General features: G+C 41.1%; 15 protein-coding genes. 7 read left to right on the top strand and 8 right to left on the bottom strand.

Annotation, left to right across the window (positions count from 1 at the left end; all coding sequences use genetic code 11):
* Positions 1-93: 93 nt before the first annotated feature.
* A complete protein-coding gene (locus tag AACZ87_RS15855; protein WP_339868644.1) occupies positions 94-2,268 on the top strand; it encodes a bifunctional alpha,alpha-trehalose-phosphate synthase (UDP-forming)/trehalose-phosphatase in 2,175 nt (724 codons plus the stop codon).
* Between the two features lie 516 nt (positions 2,269-2,784).
* Here AACZ87_RS15855 and AACZ87_RS15850 read toward each other — a convergent pair.
* The gene (locus tag AACZ87_RS15850) at positions 2,785-3,678 is read right to left on the bottom strand and encodes an N-acetylmuramoyl-L-alanine amidase (RefSeq protein WP_339868643.1); all 894 of its coding nucleotides are present in this window, start codon (positions 3,676-3,678) and stop codon (positions 2,785-2,787) included.
* 80 nt (positions 3,679-3,758) lie between these two features.
* Here AACZ87_RS15850 and AACZ87_RS15845 point away from each other — a divergent pair, with 80 nt between their 5' ends.
* Positions 3,759-3,911 carry a hypothetical protein gene (locus AACZ87_RS15845; protein WP_339868641.1) on the top strand — a complete coding sequence of 51 codons (153 nt, stop codon included), beginning with the start codon at positions 3,759-3,761 and terminating at the stop codon, positions 3,909-3,911.
* A gap of 74 nt (positions 3,912-3,985) precedes the next feature.
* Here the strand turns inward: AACZ87_RS15845 and AACZ87_RS15840 are convergent, their stop codons facing one another.
* The 7 genes from AACZ87_RS15840 to AACZ87_RS15810 all read right to left on the bottom strand — a co-directional run bounded on the left by AACZ87_RS15840 (position 3,986) and on the right by AACZ87_RS15810 (position 10,091).
* Positions 3,986-5,767 (bottom strand): glycoside hydrolase family 15 protein, encoded by a 1,782-nt coding sequence (locus AACZ87_RS15840; protein ID WP_339868639.1) that lies wholly within the window; start codon positions 5,765-5,767, stop codon positions 3,986-3,988.
* Between the two features lie 146 nt (positions 5,768-5,913).
* Complete coding sequence (locus AACZ87_RS15835) at positions 5,914-6,447, bottom strand: hypothetical protein (protein ID WP_339868637.1); 534 nt, start codon at positions 6,445-6,447, stop codon at positions 5,914-5,916.
* The gene (locus AACZ87_RS15830; RefSeq protein WP_339868635.1) at positions 6,440-7,549 is read right to left on the bottom strand and encodes a 6-bladed beta-propeller; all 1,110 of its coding nucleotides are present in this window, start codon (positions 7,547-7,549) and stop codon (positions 6,440-6,442) included. Before AACZ87_RS15830 ends, AACZ87_RS15835 begins: the two co-directional genes overlap by 8 nt.
* Before the next feature lie 501 nt (positions 7,550-8,050).
* Complete coding sequence (gene nadD, locus AACZ87_RS15825; protein ID WP_339868633.1) at positions 8,051-8,617, bottom strand: nicotinate (nicotinamide) nucleotide adenylyltransferase; 567 nt, start codon at positions 8,615-8,617, stop codon at positions 8,051-8,053.
* A 4-nt stretch (positions 8,618-8,621) separates the two neighbouring features.
* The gene (gene gmk / locus AACZ87_RS15820) at positions 8,622-9,194 is read right to left on the bottom strand and encodes a guanylate kinase (RefSeq protein WP_283414101.1); all 573 of its coding nucleotides are present in this window, start codon (positions 9,192-9,194) and stop codon (positions 8,622-8,624) included.
* A gap of 2 nt (positions 9,195-9,196) precedes the next feature.
* Positions 9,197-9,469, bottom strand: coding sequence for an anti-sigma factor (locus AACZ87_RS15815; RefSeq protein WP_339868630.1), 273 nt, complete (start codon positions 9,467-9,469; stop codon positions 9,197-9,199).
* Positions 9,470-9,485: 16 nt separating this feature from the next.
* Entirely contained in the window at positions 9,486-10,091 is a 606-nt protein-coding gene (locus AACZ87_RS15810; protein WP_339868629.1) for a sigma-70 family RNA polymerase sigma factor, read from the bottom strand.
* A 124-nt stretch (positions 10,092-10,215) separates the two neighbouring features.
* On the opposite strand from AACZ87_RS15810, the gene AACZ87_RS15805 reads away from it, so the two are divergent.
* The 5 genes from AACZ87_RS15805 to murA all read left to right on the top strand — a co-directional run bounded on the left by AACZ87_RS15805 (position 10,216) and on the right by murA (position 16,509).
* Positions 10,216-11,055 (top strand): lysophospholipid acyltransferase family protein, encoded by an 840-nt coding sequence (locus AACZ87_RS15805; RefSeq protein ID WP_339868627.1) that lies wholly within the window; start codon positions 10,216-10,218, stop codon positions 11,053-11,055.
* Between the two features lie 148 nt (positions 11,056-11,203).
* Entirely contained in the window at positions 11,204-12,043 is an 840-nt protein-coding gene (locus AACZ87_RS15800; RefSeq protein WP_339868625.1) for a lipid A biosynthesis acyltransferase, read from the top strand.
* Positions 12,044-12,194: 151 nt separating this feature from the next.
* Positions 12,195-14,462 (top strand): UvrD-helicase domain-containing protein, encoded by a 2,268-nt coding sequence (locus AACZ87_RS15795; RefSeq protein WP_339868623.1) that lies wholly within the window; start codon positions 12,195-12,197, stop codon positions 14,460-14,462.
* 65 nt (positions 14,463-14,527) lie between these two features.
* Positions 14,528-15,202, top strand: a complete 675-nt coding sequence (locus AACZ87_RS15790) for a DUF4290 domain-containing protein (protein WP_339868621.1) — start codon at positions 14,528-14,530, stop codon at positions 15,200-15,202.
* A complete protein-coding gene (gene murA, locus AACZ87_RS15785) occupies positions 15,202-16,509 on the top strand; it encodes a UDP-N-acetylglucosamine 1-carboxyvinyltransferase (RefSeq protein WP_339868619.1) in 1,308 nt (435 codons plus the stop codon). Before AACZ87_RS15790 ends, murA begins: the two co-directional genes overlap by 1 nt.
* Positions 16,510-16,521: the final 12 nt, after the last annotated feature.

Below are 16,521 nucleotides of genomic sequence, written 5' to 3'. Positions count from 1 at the left end.
TTCTGGTTTATATTCTTGGAGATATTCTTTATCTTAACTCATCACCTTTTTGAATCGGACTTATCCTTTTCTTGTTTTTAAACCTACTATTTTATGTCAAAAACCATCATCGTTTCCAATCGCCTTCCTATCAGCCTACGTCACCGCAACGGCAGATTCGAGTTCAAACCAAGTGCCGGCGGGCTAGCTACCGGCCTTGGGTCAATCTATAAAGAAGGAGAAAATATTTGGATCGGATGGCCAGGAAATACCGTCGACGATCCTGAACAAAGAGCAGAAATCATTCTTGAACTTCATGAGCTAAAAATGGCTCCTGTTTTCCTATCAAAGGAAGATGTAGAAGAATTTTACGAGGGTTTTAGTAATGAAACACTTTGGCCAGCATTTCACTATTTCACACAATACATGGTCTATAATCCAGAACACTGGGAAGCCTATGTACGCGTGAATCAAAAATTTTGTGATGCTATCCTGAAAAAAGCCGGACCAGACGATACGATCTGGATTCATGATTACCAGTTGCTTCTACTTCCGCAGATGCTACGTGAAGTGTTACCAAATGCTACTATTGCTTTTTTCCAGCATATCCCATTCCCATCCTACGAGATCATCCGAATGATTCCTTGGAGGAAAGAATTGCTGAATGGAGTGTGCGGAGCAGATTTGATCGGTTTTCATACCTACGACGACATGCGTCACTTCCTCAGTGCAGTAGGGAGAATTACAGGCTTATCCAGTGAAAGCGGCTACATCCAAGCCGAAAACAGAATCATCAATGTGGATTCTTTCCCCATGGGAATTGATTACGACAAATTTGCCAAGCAGGCAAAAAGCAAACGAACGCAACGCTTTGTAGGGGAATTTGGGAAGCAAGTAGAAGGTCAAAAACTACTTCTCACAATCGATCGACTAGACTATTCCAAAGGAATTCCTCAGCGAATTCAGGCCTTCAATCAATTGCTCGAGCAGCATAAAGAATTGCATGGCAAAGTATCCATGATCATGATCGTGGTGCCAAGTCGTGACAAAGTTCAGTCGTACAAAGAACTGAAAGAGGAAATTGACCTGCTCGTAGGGCGTATAAATAGCGAGTACTCCACGCTGAATTGGGTACCCGTGCATTACTTCTATAGAAGTTTCCCTTTCGAAGAACTGAGTGCCTTCTACAACATGTCTGACATCGCGCTAGTAACTCCCCTGCGTGATGGTATGAACTTGGTTTGTAAGGAATTTGTGGCCAGCAAAACTGATCAGACTGGTGTATTGATTCTCTCGGAGATGGCTGGTGCTTCCAAAGAGCTTCAGGATGCAATACTGGTCAATCCAAATGATCGACAAGGTGTGGTTGATGCGATTTATAATGCGCTTTCTATGCCGTTGGCGGAGCAAAAAGCCAGGATCAGCAGTATGCAGGAAAGTCTCAAAAAATACGATGTATTCCAATGGGTGAGAGTATTCATGGATCGTCTGGAGCACGTGAAGAAAAAGCAGGAAGAACTCACATCCAAAGATGTGGACACCAAGGTGATGAATGAAATTCAAGCAAGCTTCAAAAAAGCTAAAAATGCGGTGTTATTCCTGGACTATGACGGCACACTTACCGGATTCCATTCGGACCCGCAGAAAGCATATCCTGATGAAGAATTGAAAAAAATAGTGAAAGACTTAAGCGCACTTGCCCAAGTGGTGGTCATCTCAGGAAGAGATAAGGATACCCTAGGGAAATGGTTCAATGGTCAACATATTGACATGATTGCCGAGCATGGTGTATGGGTCAAAAAGAAGGAAAACAAGGGCGATTGGGAACTTTATGCCGAAGTCGAAGATGGCTGGAAAGACGATATCCGAAAAGTAATGGAATATTACGTACTCCGGACTCCTGGTGCTTTTATAGAAGAAAAACATCACTCACTGGTTTGGCACTACAGAAAAGTGGAAAGTGGTTTGGGAGATCTCAGAATGCGAGAGCTTTTCAGTCACCTGAAGTACATGGCCAGAGGCTACAACTTGCAGGTACTGGAAGGAAATATGGTTTTGGAAATCAAGCGACCTGACATCAACAAGGGCCGAGCAGCTACAGCGATGATGAAAGGAGCAGAATATGACTTCATATTGGCGATTGGTGATGACTGGACTGATGAAGACACGTTCAAAGCAATGCCAAAAAATGCCTATTCTATCCGAGTTGGTTATGCGTATACCCAAGCAAATTACAATATCAAATCATTCAGACAGGTAAGGCAACTGCTTCAAAAGTTGACTTCTTGATCTCTTGATCTGAATAATGATCTGAATTTTAATGATAGGAGCGAAAGATTTTTCGCTCCTTTTTTTATGTGCTTTTCGTTTGGTTCAAGTCCAGTATGGATCAAGTCTCATGACCATGGCCTAAAGAATTTCTGTCTTCAGACTGCTTCAATTATTAACATATTCAAGAACCTTCACTTGCCCCAGCGGAGCTAACTATGGGTAAAAAAAGGCAATTCGTTTTTACTGTGCCTTTAGGTACTGCGCTACAATTAAAACAAGTAATAAAGCCGTACCTAACGGCACGGCTAATTAGGGAATTAATTATTTCCTACCCACAGAATGTCCCTAAGGGGACTGAATAGCTGAGAACGAAGACTTTGAAAACCAAAAGTGACAGCTACGGAAAACCTACGGCTCCAGCTTAGACTGATGGAATTGATAAGATTTTTTACGGTAAAATATTTTTATCCCCACCTAATTAAATCCCGACTTTCCCATTTGTGAAAACCACCGTGCGCTCTGCGGCATAAACTACTACAGATACTTCTTATACAGATTATCCAAGATTCTCTTATCAATTTCGGTCAGTGGTGATTCTATATCCCGCTGAACAAAGTGGAGCTTAAACGAACGTATTGCAGCTTTTTCATCACTTACGTCGTAGCCAATAATTCTTAATGCCAATACCGGATCTACTGTATTCGATGGCAAAGAGTCGGTAGTTTCTATAGGAAAAGTAGTGGCATTTTGAGAAGATAAAACTGGGAAAACCACATCCTCATCATACCATAAACCATATCCTTCCTCAGCTAATTTTTTCCAAGGGAAATAGGTACTTGGGTCGACTTTTCTCGATGGCGCAATATCCGAATGACCGATAAAATTGGCTGTTGGAATTCCATATTTCCACTTGAGCCGCTTAAGCAAAACCAATAAACTTTCAATCTGTGCCACAGTAAATGGCTCGCTTCCATTGTTATCCAATTCGATGCCGATGGAAGCTGAATTTAGATCTGTGTCATTTCCCCATCTTCCTCTTCCAGCATGCCAAGAGCGCAAATAATCATTCAGCATCTGGACAATCTCACCATCTCTACCTACGACATAATGCGAACTTACTTGAGTTCTGCTAAGTGTGAATGTATTTATCGTTTGCTCCAGTGAGTCTTGAGCTGTGTGGTGGATGATCACATAGTTTGGCTTTCTGATACTAAAGTTGGTTGTTCCCACCCATTCATCAGTGATGCTGAGCGTATCGTAATCCAGCTCAGCTTTTGTTTTAGGAATTTCTTGAATGGTAGCCGTGGCTTCCTTGACTGCCTTTTTATGTGCTTTATTATTCTCACGGTAGATGTCTTTGGAACAGGAAGCAAAAGCTATCGAAACGCAGATCAATAAGGAGACTGAGGTAATTTTATGGAAACGCATATGTTGTACTAGTTAATCAGAAATCGAAGCTACAAGTATTGTACTAAGCCTGAAAACCAACTGTAGAAAAGTGATGGAATATGATGATAACCTTTGAGGTCTTTTTTGGACCTCGAAGGTTTTTTGGTCAAAAAATTAAAACCTTCGAGGAGATCCAGAAGTCTGACGACATTCAGGATTACACCCCAAAGGTTAATAAAAGTCCTGCTTCTGGAGAAGCAGGAAAATACTAGTTGTAGTCAATACAATGACCTCAATATCTGCGGAGATCCGCGCTAGGTATCCGCGAATATCTGCGGGGAATATATTACAAGAAATTCGGTCTGTCCAACTTCCTTCCGATACGGAAAGCAGCATTCATCAGTCCAACATGGGAGTACGCCTGAGGGAAATTTCCCCACTGACTTCCTGTCTTCTGATCTACATCTTCGGAGAAGAGATGCAAGTGATTACAATATTTAACAAGGGTCTCAAAACCTTCCACAGCCTCATCTAATCTTCCTACGCAAGCTAGTGCCTCAATGTACCAGAATGCACAAATCAAGAACGTAGTCTCTGGCACACCAAAATCATCCATGTGCTTGTACCGATAGAATAGGAAATCCTTTGCCAACAACTCATCTTCCAAAGCTTTCAGATGATCATTTGCCCGCTCCAGATCTTCTCCAAAATATCCCATGGTGATCAACTGTAGCGTGGAAGCATCCATGTAAGTAGAACCTAAAGCTTGTCCATAGGCTTTCTTATCCGGTAAATAACAGGATTCAATTTTTTTAATAGCGACATCACGAAGCTCAATCGCCTTTTGGTACATGCTATCATCTTTCAGACGAATACCGATTTTTGCGGCAGCACAGGCTCCAGCCCAGTGAAACAAGAAGGTATAGCAGTGCTCCTGAGCTAGATTTCTAAACTCCCAGAGCCCCGCATCTTTCTCATTCATCGTGGCTTCGATCTTATTCAGCAGATTCATGATCATCGGCTTGGAGCTACTTCTCTCCTCTTCTGTAAAACGCTGATCAGAATAAAGAGGCAGCAAGGAAACCAAAACCTGACCATAGAGATCATTCTGAATATGGGTATATGCCTGATTACCGAAGCGAACTGGCTTCTCACCCAAATACCCATCCAGATCGGAAATCTCCTCTGTAAGCAAAGAATCACCTGTAATCGAATAAAGCGGCTGGTAACGTCCATCAAGTCCAGGCCGAAGATTATGAATAAACTCGAAGTACTTCTCCAATTCCTCAAAGTGGCCTAGGCTATTGAAACAAGTCAATGTGTAATAGCTATCCCGAATCCAGCAATAGCGGTAATCCCAGTTTCTGGTCGATCCTGGGGACTCAGGCAAACTAGTCGTTGATGCTGCAATGATGGCTCCTGTATCTTCGTACTGGTGGATTTTCAGGATCAAAGCCGAGCGTAGTACAAGCTTCTGATGAAAGTTCGAAATACTGGTAGACTTCACCCATTCCTGCCAATACGCAGTGGTAGCATGTAAAAACCGTTCAGCGGTAGTTTCTATAGGAGCTTCCAAAGGTCTACCATAGGTAAGCACCAAGTAAACAGGCTTGTTCAAAGCAAAAGCTTTCCCGTCCATAATGTAGCTAAGCGGAGCGTTGGTAGAAAGTCTGAGCTCCTGATCTGTATCCATAAAGCGGATATGATTAGATCCCATACTCGATTTTAGCAATCTGGCTCCATGCTCAGCCGAAGGTTGGCATTTGATCAGGATTTTCGGAGATCCTGATATCGCTTCGATTTTCCGGATCAGCATCAAAGGTTTGTAGTAGCGATCGAAGTTTTTGAACCGTGGGGCAAAGTCAGTGACAGCATAGCTTCCCTCTTCGGATTTGACCGTTGTCTTCAGGACATTGGTGTTTTCCAAATACTCCTGAGAGGACTTAAAATTTCCAGACTCTGGATGAATGGTGAATTCTCCACCCTTCTCCCTGTCTAGCATTCCCCCAAAAATAAAATCTGAATCAAATCTTGGCAGACACATCCAACTGATATTTGTGTCCAATTCCACATGGGCGATAAAGGCACAATTGCCTATCACCCCACTTCCATAGGTATGTTTTTGCATTAAGGTCAGGTTTGAAGTTGAAAAGTCAGGCTTTTGGGTCAATCTTCAAGAAAGGGAAAAAGAGTGCTTAATCCAAAAAATACGGGGATTTTAGCATTGCTCCTTTATAAATATGACTAGCCTCCTGTAAGGATTAAAATAAAACATCACTCACTCTTCTCATATTCAAGAAAATCAATTACCTGCTTTTTAAACAAACTGGGAATTCCTGATTCTGCATTGATTATTACATCCTCGCCATCTACAAAATAAGACTGGATCGCCTTGACTTCATAAGGTATTTTATCAAGCTGATTCATTTCATAGAATTTATTCTTTTTATCATAAAACACAGAATAGGGATATCCCATATCATCCAACATTCGAACTAGATCACTTTTATCAATTCTTTGATTTTTACCCGCAAACACCCAGATCACCTCCAGTTCAGGGTAATTGAATTTTAGATCAATCCATCCTTTAGAGTTCATCTCCAAGAAAAAAAGATCCCTTTGAGTTAAATCCAAATAACCCACGAATTTCTTAGGACATTCCAGACAAAGTGGCTTAGAGTTTTCACCAATTCGCAATTCTTCTAAGCCTTCTGGAAATTTTATTGTAGTAGGATGATCTCTGCATGAACTTAGTAAAGTGATAGTTAGAAAAAGGCAAAGCGAGAGATAAATTTTTCTTTTAATCATTAATCTTAGTTGTGAGTAATATTGGATAGTCATAGTTCATTTCTTGGAGGTTAGGTGGTAAATCCCCTTCCAATTTCTTTTTCAATACCGAGTGATAGGTCAAAAACGTAATTTCTCCATTTTCCATTGCAATAGGGTCACTGTACACCTCTTCTTCAGAGGATGTGCCATCCCAATAGTTTGAATTCCCAGTCTCCTTATTGATGAGAAGTAATTTCTTGAAAGAACCTGCCTTACTTTGAATATGGATGTTAACCAAGTAATTGCTATCATCCTCAAAGACTGATTTTATCGTTGCAAATCCGTTTTCCTGTAGTCGACTAAATCCTACCATGAGATCTACATCCCAAAAGTTATCTGGAAGTGAATACTTTCCCATATCAATTTCCAAAATAGGCATTAATCCTGCCTCAGAATATTCATAAACTCGGTTGTTGAAAATTTCGGAATAGAGCAGGTTTTCACCTGATTCATAGAAATTTCGCTCCCCCATTGGTAGCATTTCATTCTCATAATCATTAGGCAAAAAAGTAGATTGAATGATCCCAATTGAATCTGTCAAAACAACACGGTTAGCTACAATTGGGAGGTTATATCCACCAGCCAAAAGAAAATTACCAGAAGATGGAATGGTAAATGACCCTGCCAAATAATCGGTTTCAAAAACTGTAGTGAGCCTAGCGACGTCTTCAATTTTAATGATAGTGGACTTATCGCCCAATGAAGACAAAACCAGCAGGTTGCCTTCATTATCAATTTGAAAATCCTGCAAACCCAGCAGTTGACCTGGCCCTTCACCTATCGAGGCTGCGGCACCTAGATATTTCCCATCAGAAGAAAATTGATGCACTGCATCTCTTGTCCCAATGTCCATCACATAATAACTCTCTTCATTTTGGTGCACCCTCAAATCGAGCCCCATCAAGTTAAATTGATTGGTTTCTAATGGGATGAGTTCCAGAATTTCAAACTTTTCTATGTTCATTAGTTCTGATTCCTCAAGTTCAACGTGAAGAATACTTTCGTCAGAAACTTTTTCAGAATTAGTTTTGCAGGAAAAAAAGGTTATTAAAATAAAAATCAGGGATAAGCGAAAGTACATATAATCAGTTTTTTAATTCAAAAAAAACAATAAAACAATTAGAGGCAAACGAGCCTCTAATTATCACCTATTTATAGAGAACACTTATAGCATGCTTCATAAGCTGCAGAGCATAAATGCCCAGTTTGATAGTTTTCACAGTTATAGACTACAACTTCCCCAGAGCACCAATACATTCTTTGATAGCAAGGTTTTACAGGAACGTCTGCTTTAGCGTGGAAAGATACTCCTGTGCTCATCATAGCCCCAATAAAGGCCATTCCAAATAATAACTTTTTCATAAAACTTTAATATTGAACTAATTAAAAAAACTCGGCCAAGAATAAGGTCTCACTTAAGACTTCGGTATATGGTTACTATTTTTTTTAATCGCAAGGATTAGTTTGAAAATAACTAGAAACTTATTTACACAGCAAATACCTGTGTATCAGCTTCATTTTCATAACAAAAGAGACTTCACTTGCTACCCATCTCCACACTGAGACTGATTACTGAAACTGCTTACTGATACAACTTCTTATCCCGGATATAATCTGCCACCCCATCAGGAAGTAGGTATTTGACAGATTTTCCGGCAAGAATGGATTTGCGGATAAAGGTGGCTGAGATATCTAAAAGTGGTGCGTCGATCAGCTTGATATTCGGATGCTCAAAGGAGATCGCGTCGCCTGGTCGTGGATAGACGAAGATCTCATAGTTGTCCAGAATGGTCTGGTAATTCTTCCAGCGCTTCAGCTGAGTCAGGTTATCCGAACCTAAAAATAAGCAAAACTGATGTTGCGGGTGTTGATCGGTCAGGTAAGCGAGGGTATCTATGGTGTAGCTAGGCTTGGGCATGGAGAACTCCACATCTGAAGCCCGAAACTGATAATTGTCCTCGATCGCCAGCTCCACCATTCGCAGTCTATCAAACTCATGAATCAAAGACTGGCGTTTTTTAAGAGGATTCTGTGGACTCACCACAAACCAAACCTGATCTAAATCTGTGCGGTCGTGAAGCGTGTCTGCTATGATCAGATGACCAATATGTATGGGATTGAAGGAACCGAAGTATAGACCGATTTTCAAGATTTTATCTAGCTAAAAATTCGCTGACCAAATACTCAGCTTCTGCGCTTGACTTTGAGAATTCGTCATTAACTACAGTGACATCAAACTGGGGTTCAAACTTGGATTCAAACTCAGCTTTGAATAAGCGGCGGGAAAGTGATTCTTCGGATTCTGTTCCTCGATCACTGAGTCGTGTTTTGAGTACTTCCAAGCTAGGGACTTTCACAAAAATCGCCAAAGCCTGCTCTCCGAAATATTTTTTCAAGGCTAATCCACCTTTGACATCCACATCGAAGATAACTGCTTTACCGGAATCCCAGATACGTTGGATCTCTTCTTTTAGCGTACCGTAGAAGTTACCGGCATAGACTTCTTCCCATTCTATAAATGCATCTTCGTCTATTTTCTTGATGAATTCCTCCTGAGAGAGAAAGTAGTAATCTTTGCCATGAACCTCATGTCTTCCACGTTTGTCACGTGTACAGGCAGAAATAGAAAATCCCAGATTTGGGATATTTTGAATCAAATGCTTCACTAAGGAAGTCTTGCCTGATCCTGACGGAGCAGAAAAAATAATAGCCTTGCCTTGTGTCATGATTATTTTATGTCCTGAATCTGTTGACGGATTTTATCTGCCAATTCATTAGGTACAGCATGTTTGGTACACTTTGTTTTCAATACATCACGAATGGCTTGCTCCAAGTGATAATGTTCAAAACACGGTTGGCACTTAGCCAGCTTTTCCTTCAAGACTTCCTTGCCAGAATCCTGAAGTTCTCCGTCCAAAATACTTTCTAGCAACTCAAAACATTTGTTTTCGTCGCTGCATTGCATCTTTCGCTCTCCAGATGGGTTGTCATTCATTTCCATGGGTAATTATTCTTTATTAATCCTCCTCTTCGTCCGTACTATCGGTATTATATCCCATATTCTGGGCATATCCCTGAAGTTTCTCTTTCAAGAGATTCCTTGCGCGGTGCAATCTGGATCTTACTGTCCCGATAGGGATGTCCAGTATCTTGGCCATCTCCTCGTAGGTAAATCCTTCCAAATCACACAGGATAATCACCGTACGAAAATCCACTGCCAAGCTATTAAGTGCATTTGAGATCTCATCACCGAGCATATCCTTCACGGATTCGGCCCTGAGATCGCTAGTAGTTTGGTAGTGAACATCATCGGAGTTGTAATAAGTTTCAACTTCCTGATAATCTACCTTTGCTGGCTGCTTACTTTTCTTCCTATACTCGTTTATAAAACTGTTCTTCAGAATTCTAAATAGCCAAGCTTTGGCATTAGTTCCCTGTTCAAACGAGTTGATAAAACGATAGGCCTTCAGGTAAGTATCCTGCACAAGGTCTTTGGCATCATCCTCGTCAAAGGTGAGCCTGTAGCCAAAATTGTACATTGAGTCTATGTGTGGCATAAACTCTCCATCGAAGATGGCATTTTTCTCTTCCTGAGAATATTTTCTGCGCTGAACTTCCGACATAAGTTCCAAAAGTAATGATTGGGTCAATTTATAACTAGAAAATGAGAATAATTCGAACGCATCCTTTTGGAAATGCGTTCTAATTTCTTCAAAAATATACCAACAAATTACAGTTTAGACAGCGATGTTTGTTCTTCGACTCTTCTCCAGGTTACCATTATCGGTACTTTACATTTTTTCAGACATTCTTTATTTGATAGCTAGATATGTGGTCGCGTACCGCAAAAAAGTCATTGATGAGAACTTACTTCACGCTTTTCCAGAGAAAACTCCAGCTGAAAGAAAGTCTATTCGAAATAAGTTCTACAGGAATTTCACAGATGCTTTCTTTGCCGAAACATTCAAGATGTTGACAATTTCCGAAAAGGAGCTTCGGCAAAGATTTCAAGTTGTCAATCAGCACATGGTTGATGATCCAGTGAAAAACGGAAAAAGCTCACTCATGATGGCTGGACATGTTTTCAACTGGGAGATGGCTATTCTCGGAGTCGCATTGAACACAGAAGTTATTGCTGAGACTGTTTATTTGAAACTGAATAATACTTTCTTCAATAAGTTAATGCTGGAAATCCGTACACATTTCGGAGGAATAATGACTGAGAAAAGTGCATTTAGGCGCAGTATGATTAGCCTAAGAAATACACCAAGAATTGCTCATTTGGCCGCTGATCAAAGACCACCTGTATCGGATAGTCGATACACGCGGGAGTTTTTGAACAGGCCTGCCCTGTTTTTCGAAGGTGGAGAAGTTCTGGCAAAAAAATTAGGCCTCCCAGTTTTCTATGGTACTATGACCAAAGTCAAACGGGGACATTACAAGTTTGAATTTTCTCCATTGGCATCACCGCCATACGCAGCGGATGCTCCTCATAGCATTACTGATGAGTTTTGTAGGCGACTTGAAGATAACATACGTAATCAGCCTGATCTTTACTTATGGAGTCACAAGCGTTGGAAACTATAAGGCAAAAAGGCAAATTTCATTGCTAGTGATAATACTGTGGTCAAACAAGCACTTTGTGACTGATAAGGTTTTAGTACGGTAAGAATCCGAGTGATTTCCTTTTCTTTGTGAGTAATTGACAGGATCGACGCGATTTACCCAATAACTAATGACCTTTGTAATAAGGCTTTTCTCTTATCTTCCACTTCCTATACTTTATTTGTTTTCCGATTTACTTTATTTGGTGGCTAGATTTATTCTTGGCTATCGAAAAGATGTAATTGATAAAAATCTAAAATTTGCTTTTCCTGAGAAAACAGAACAAGAACGCAAAAGCATCAGGAATCGATTTTATAGAAATTTCACTGATTCATTTGCAGAAACCATCAAACTTCTGACTATTTCCACGAAAGAGTTTGAGCGAAGATTTGTATTGATTAATTCTCGATTTCTCGACGAGGCCGTTTCATCAGGTACTTCCGCTTTGTTGGTTTCCGGGCATTTGTTGAATTGGGAAATGGGTGTAGTAGGAATAAATCATGCGATCCAAGCTCCTGTAGAAACAGTTTATCTTAAGGTAAATAATCCTTTTTTTGACAACCTGATTAATTCTATTCGGACACATTTTGGCGGAATAGTTACAGAAAAAAAGGCTTTTCGAAGGACCATGCTTACCTTAGCAAAATCACAAAGAGTAGTATTGCTTGGTTCAGATCAAAGACCTCCTAGTTCGGAGAAAAGATACAAAAGGGACTTCTTAAACAGGACCGCTGTGTTTTTTGAAGGAGCAGAATTTCTTTCTAAAAAGATGGAGTTGCATGTCATTTACGGCAAAATGACCAAAACAAAAAGGGGCCATTACCGGTATGAAATGATCAAAATGGCAGAACCACCATTTGCTGGACATGTAGAGCACAGCATCACAGATCAGTTCTGCGAGTTGCTCGAAGACAACATCAGACTTCAGCCGGATTTATACCTATGGAGCCACAAGCGGTGGAAAATATAAATTATGAATTGCAAGGACTTTTCCGCCGTGGCGGATTGAAAAATTGAAAGATTGGAAAATTCCCAAACTCTAACTTTAATCTCAAATCTTGATACTAGCTACTTGATACTCTCTCTTGATTCTTGTATCTAGTTTCTTGCTTCAAAACAAAATGGATTACCTCGATAGTTTAAACCCAGAGCAGCGACTGGCTGTAGAGCATACGGATGGACCTGTTATGATCATTGCAGGTGCAGGTTCTGGAAAAACCCGTGTACTTACCTACCGCATCGCCCACCTGATATTTGCCAAAGGCGTAGATGCCTTCAATATTTTGTCATTGACCTTTACCAATAAGGCCGCTGCTGAGATGCGCCATCGAATTGAGACTGTTGCCGGACTGGAAGCGAGAAATACCTGGATGGGCACCTTTCACTCCGTATTTGCAAAGATCCTTCGGGTGGAAGCTCCAAAAATCGGCTACCCTTCCAACTTCACGATTTACGATTCAGACGACTCCAAGTCACTGATCCGTACGATTGTAAAAGAAATGCGTCTTGACGACAAAGTTTATAAAGCAAACGCAGTACTCTCTCGAATTTCGGGAGCCAAAAACCGCCTGATCACTTGGAAAGTATATCAGGATGATCCCTTTGTGAAAGCAGACGATGAAGCTGCCATGAAACCGAAAATGGGAGAAATCTACCAGCGGTATCAAGACAGACTTTTCAAGGCCGGAGCGATGGATTTTGATGATTTGCTATTTAATACCAATATCCTATTCAGAGACCATTTAGATGTGCTGAACAAATATCAGCAGCGCTTTAGGTATGTGATGGTGGATGAGTTTCAGGATACAAACCTTAGCCAATATCTCATCACTAAAAAGCTGGCAGCAGTACATCAAAACATCTGTGTGGTAGGCGATGATGCGCAAAGTATCTATGCTTTCCGTGGAGCGGATATCCAGAACATCCTCAATTTTGAGAAAGATTATCCTGATCTATTTGTGGTAAAACTGGAGCAAAACTACCGATCTACCAAGATGATCGTAGATGCTGCAAATTCTATCATTGAGAAAAATAAAGCGCAACTCAAGAAAAACGTCTGGACTTCAAACGGTGACGGAGATCAGATCGAATTGATCAAAGCAAGCACAGATTCTGAAGAAGGCAGAATTGTAGCCTCCACGATTTTCGAAGAGCGAAATACCAAAAAACTTAATAACAGCGACTTTGCGATTCTTTATAGAACAAACTCCCAGTCTAGAGCGATAGAAGAAGCCCTTCGGAAATTGAATTTGACATACAAGATCGTTGGCGGACTTTCTTTCTACCAAAGAAAGGAAATCAAGGATCTGATGGCTTATATGAGATTCACTGTGAATCCCGTGGATGAAGAGGCATTCAAACGAATTGTGAATTATCCAAAGCGCGGAATTGGAGATACTTCGGTGGATAAGATTCTAGTCGCAGCATTTGATCATGATATGCAGCTTTGGGAAGTAGTTCAAAATGCACACAGCTTCATAGGAAGTAGAGCCGCCAGTCAACTGGATGACTTTGCGACGATGATCAAAGCTTTCAAAATCGAAGTGGAACGCAAGGATGCTTTCGAAGCAGCAAGTAGCATTGCGAAGCAAAGTGGTCTTTTGCGCGAGCTTTATGAGGACAAAACCATAGAAGGTCTAAACCGCTACGAGAACGTCCAGGAATTGCTCAATGCCATCAAAGAATACGTGGACAATGAAGAGAATGAGGACAAGAGCCTTGGTGCTTTTCTTCAGGAAATCGCTTTGTTGACAGATAATGACCGTGACAAAGACACTACAGACGCTATCACGTTGATGACAATTCACTCTTCAAAAGGATTGGAATTTAAGCAGGTTTTCGTGGTAGGGATGGAAGAGGATTTGTTCCCTTCACAGATGATGATGCAAAGCCGCGAAGATCTCGAAGAGGAACGAAGATTGTTCTACGTAGCCACCACCAGAGCGATGGATAAGTTATATTTCACTTATGCGCTCACGAGGTATCGCTACGGCAGGTTGCTGAATTGTGAACCGAGCAGATTTTTGGAAGAAGTATCTCCAGATTGCATCAAAGTGAGTAAAAAAGTATCTTCGAAGGAAATGCCAGGAGCATTCCGCAGAGAAGGATTACCGGGAACTTCGGAATCATCAGGCTATATTGGTATTAAAAAGAAGCCGGAAAGCAGGATGCCTACGGCGATGAAACTTCATACGCCAAGTCCGGATTTCAAACCTTCCAATACAAATAATCTTCAGGCAGAGCAATTGATAGAACATCCAAAGTTTGGTTTTGGGAAAGTTCAAAAGATTGAAACAGAAGGAATTAACCGAAAAGCGACCATTCAATTCGAGCATTTTGGTGAGAAAACATTATTACTTAGCTTTGCGAAGCTCAGAATTATAGACTAATCACCTGCTCCCCTGCCTTTTGGTAATTTTTTCATTACCTTAATTAGCGCTAAACGGGATGCAACATGGAGCCATTAGAATTAGACAAACAAAAACTCATTTTGAAAGAATACGGCAAAAACATTCAACGCCTCGTTGATCATATCACGGCGATTGAAGATCGGGATAAGCGTACCCAAAGTGCATACACGGCAATTGAAATCATTAAGCAGTTGAATCCTACAATGAAGCAGGAGAATGACCAGAAGCTTTGGGACGATTTACACATCATGTCCGATTTCAAACTCGAAGTAGATTCTCCATTTCCTATCCCTGAGAAGGAATTGTTGGGAAAGAAGCCTTTGCCAATCGGCTATCCAAAAGGTGAAATTCGATTTAAGCACTACGGTAGAAACATCGAAAAACTGATAGAAAACGCCATCAAAATCGAAGACAATGAGGAGCAGGAAGCTGCTGTGATTTTTATCGGTCAACTGATGAGAAGCTTTCACTCTACCTGGAACAGAGAAAATTTTGATGATGCCATAATCTTGGACGATATCAAGACGTTATCCAAGGGTAAATTGCATATCGATCTGGAGAAGGTGAAAGAAAACGGCTTATTTGAATCTAACACACACCGTGATTTCAAATTGCCGCTTCAGGAGGAAAGAAGAACTTCCAAAAACAAGCGATCAAATCACAGCAACAATAATAAGCGCCGCTCAAACAACGGACATAATAAAAAACGTAGAAATTAATGGGTTCATTTCGGGTCAATGGTGGAATCAAACTTAAAGGCGAGATTATTCCTCAAGGAGCAAAAAACGAAGCACTTCAAATCCTATGCGCTGTTCTCCTCACCCCGGAGAAAGTCACAATCCAAAAGATCCCAAATATAGTCGATGTCAATAAGCTCATCGAGCTATTGAGCGATATGGGTGTCAAAGTCACCAAGGAAGGGCCTGAGACTTATACTTTTCAAGCTGACGAAGTCAATCTTGACTTCATGGAAACGGAAGAATATTTGAAAAAAGCTTCCGCACTTAGGGGCTCAGTGATGTTACTAGGTCCTTTGCTAGCAAGATTCGGCGCTGGAAAACTTTCCAAACCTGGAGGAGATAAAATCGGCCGCAGAAGAATGGATACGCACTTTACAGGTTTCCAGAAGCTTGGTGCAAAATTCAATTACGACGCTAAAAACGAGATTTTCCACATCGATGGAAAAAACCTAAAAGGTTGCTATATGCTTCTGGACGAAGCATCCGTCACCGGTACAGCGAATATCGTCATGGCGGCAGCAATGGCAGAAGGCACCACCACTGTCTACAATGCCGCTTGCGAACCTTACCTTCAGCAGCTTTGCGACATGCTCAACCGTATGGGGGCAAAAATCACTGGAGTAGGATCCAATCTTTTGACGATAGAAGGAGTGAAAAAATTAGGAGGAACCACTCACAAGATGCTTCCAGATATGATCGAAATCGGATCTTTCATAGGACTAGCAGCCATGACTCAATCCGAAATCACGATCAAAGACTGTCAGATTCCTCGACTTGGGATTATTCCGGAAACCTTCCGAAGAATGGGAATCCAATTGGAATTCCGAGGAGACGACATTTTCGTGCCTGCACAGAAGCATTATGAGATTGAGACGTTCATTGATGGTTCTATCCTGACTGTTGCCGATGCGATCTGGCCTGGATTCACTCCTGATTTGTTGAGTATCGTTTTGGTAACTGCTACTCAAGCAAAAGGAACCGTTCTTGTTCACCAAAAGATGTTCGAATCCCGCTTATTCTTTGTTGATAAGTTGATCGACATGGGAGCTCAGATCATTCTTTGTGATCCACATAGAGCCACTGTAATCGGTTTGGACAGAAAAACTGAATTACGCGGAATCCGAATGACTTCTCCAGATATCCGTGCAGGGGTAGCCTTGCTTATAGCGGCACTATCCGCGAGCGGAACTTCTATCATCGACAACATCGAGCAGATCGACCGTGGATATCAAAATATCGACGACAGGCTAAGAGCATTGGGAGCAGAAATTGAGAGAATCTCCTGACCATCGCACTCC

This window comes from uncultured Algoriphagus sp., assembly GCF_963974365.1.
In the GTDB taxonomy this organism is placed as follows: domain Bacteria; phylum Bacteroidota; class Bacteroidia; order Cytophagales; family Cyclobacteriaceae; genus Algoriphagus.
Note: the sequence above shows the minus strand (reverse complement) of the source record. Positions and strands in the feature narration are given on the sequence as shown.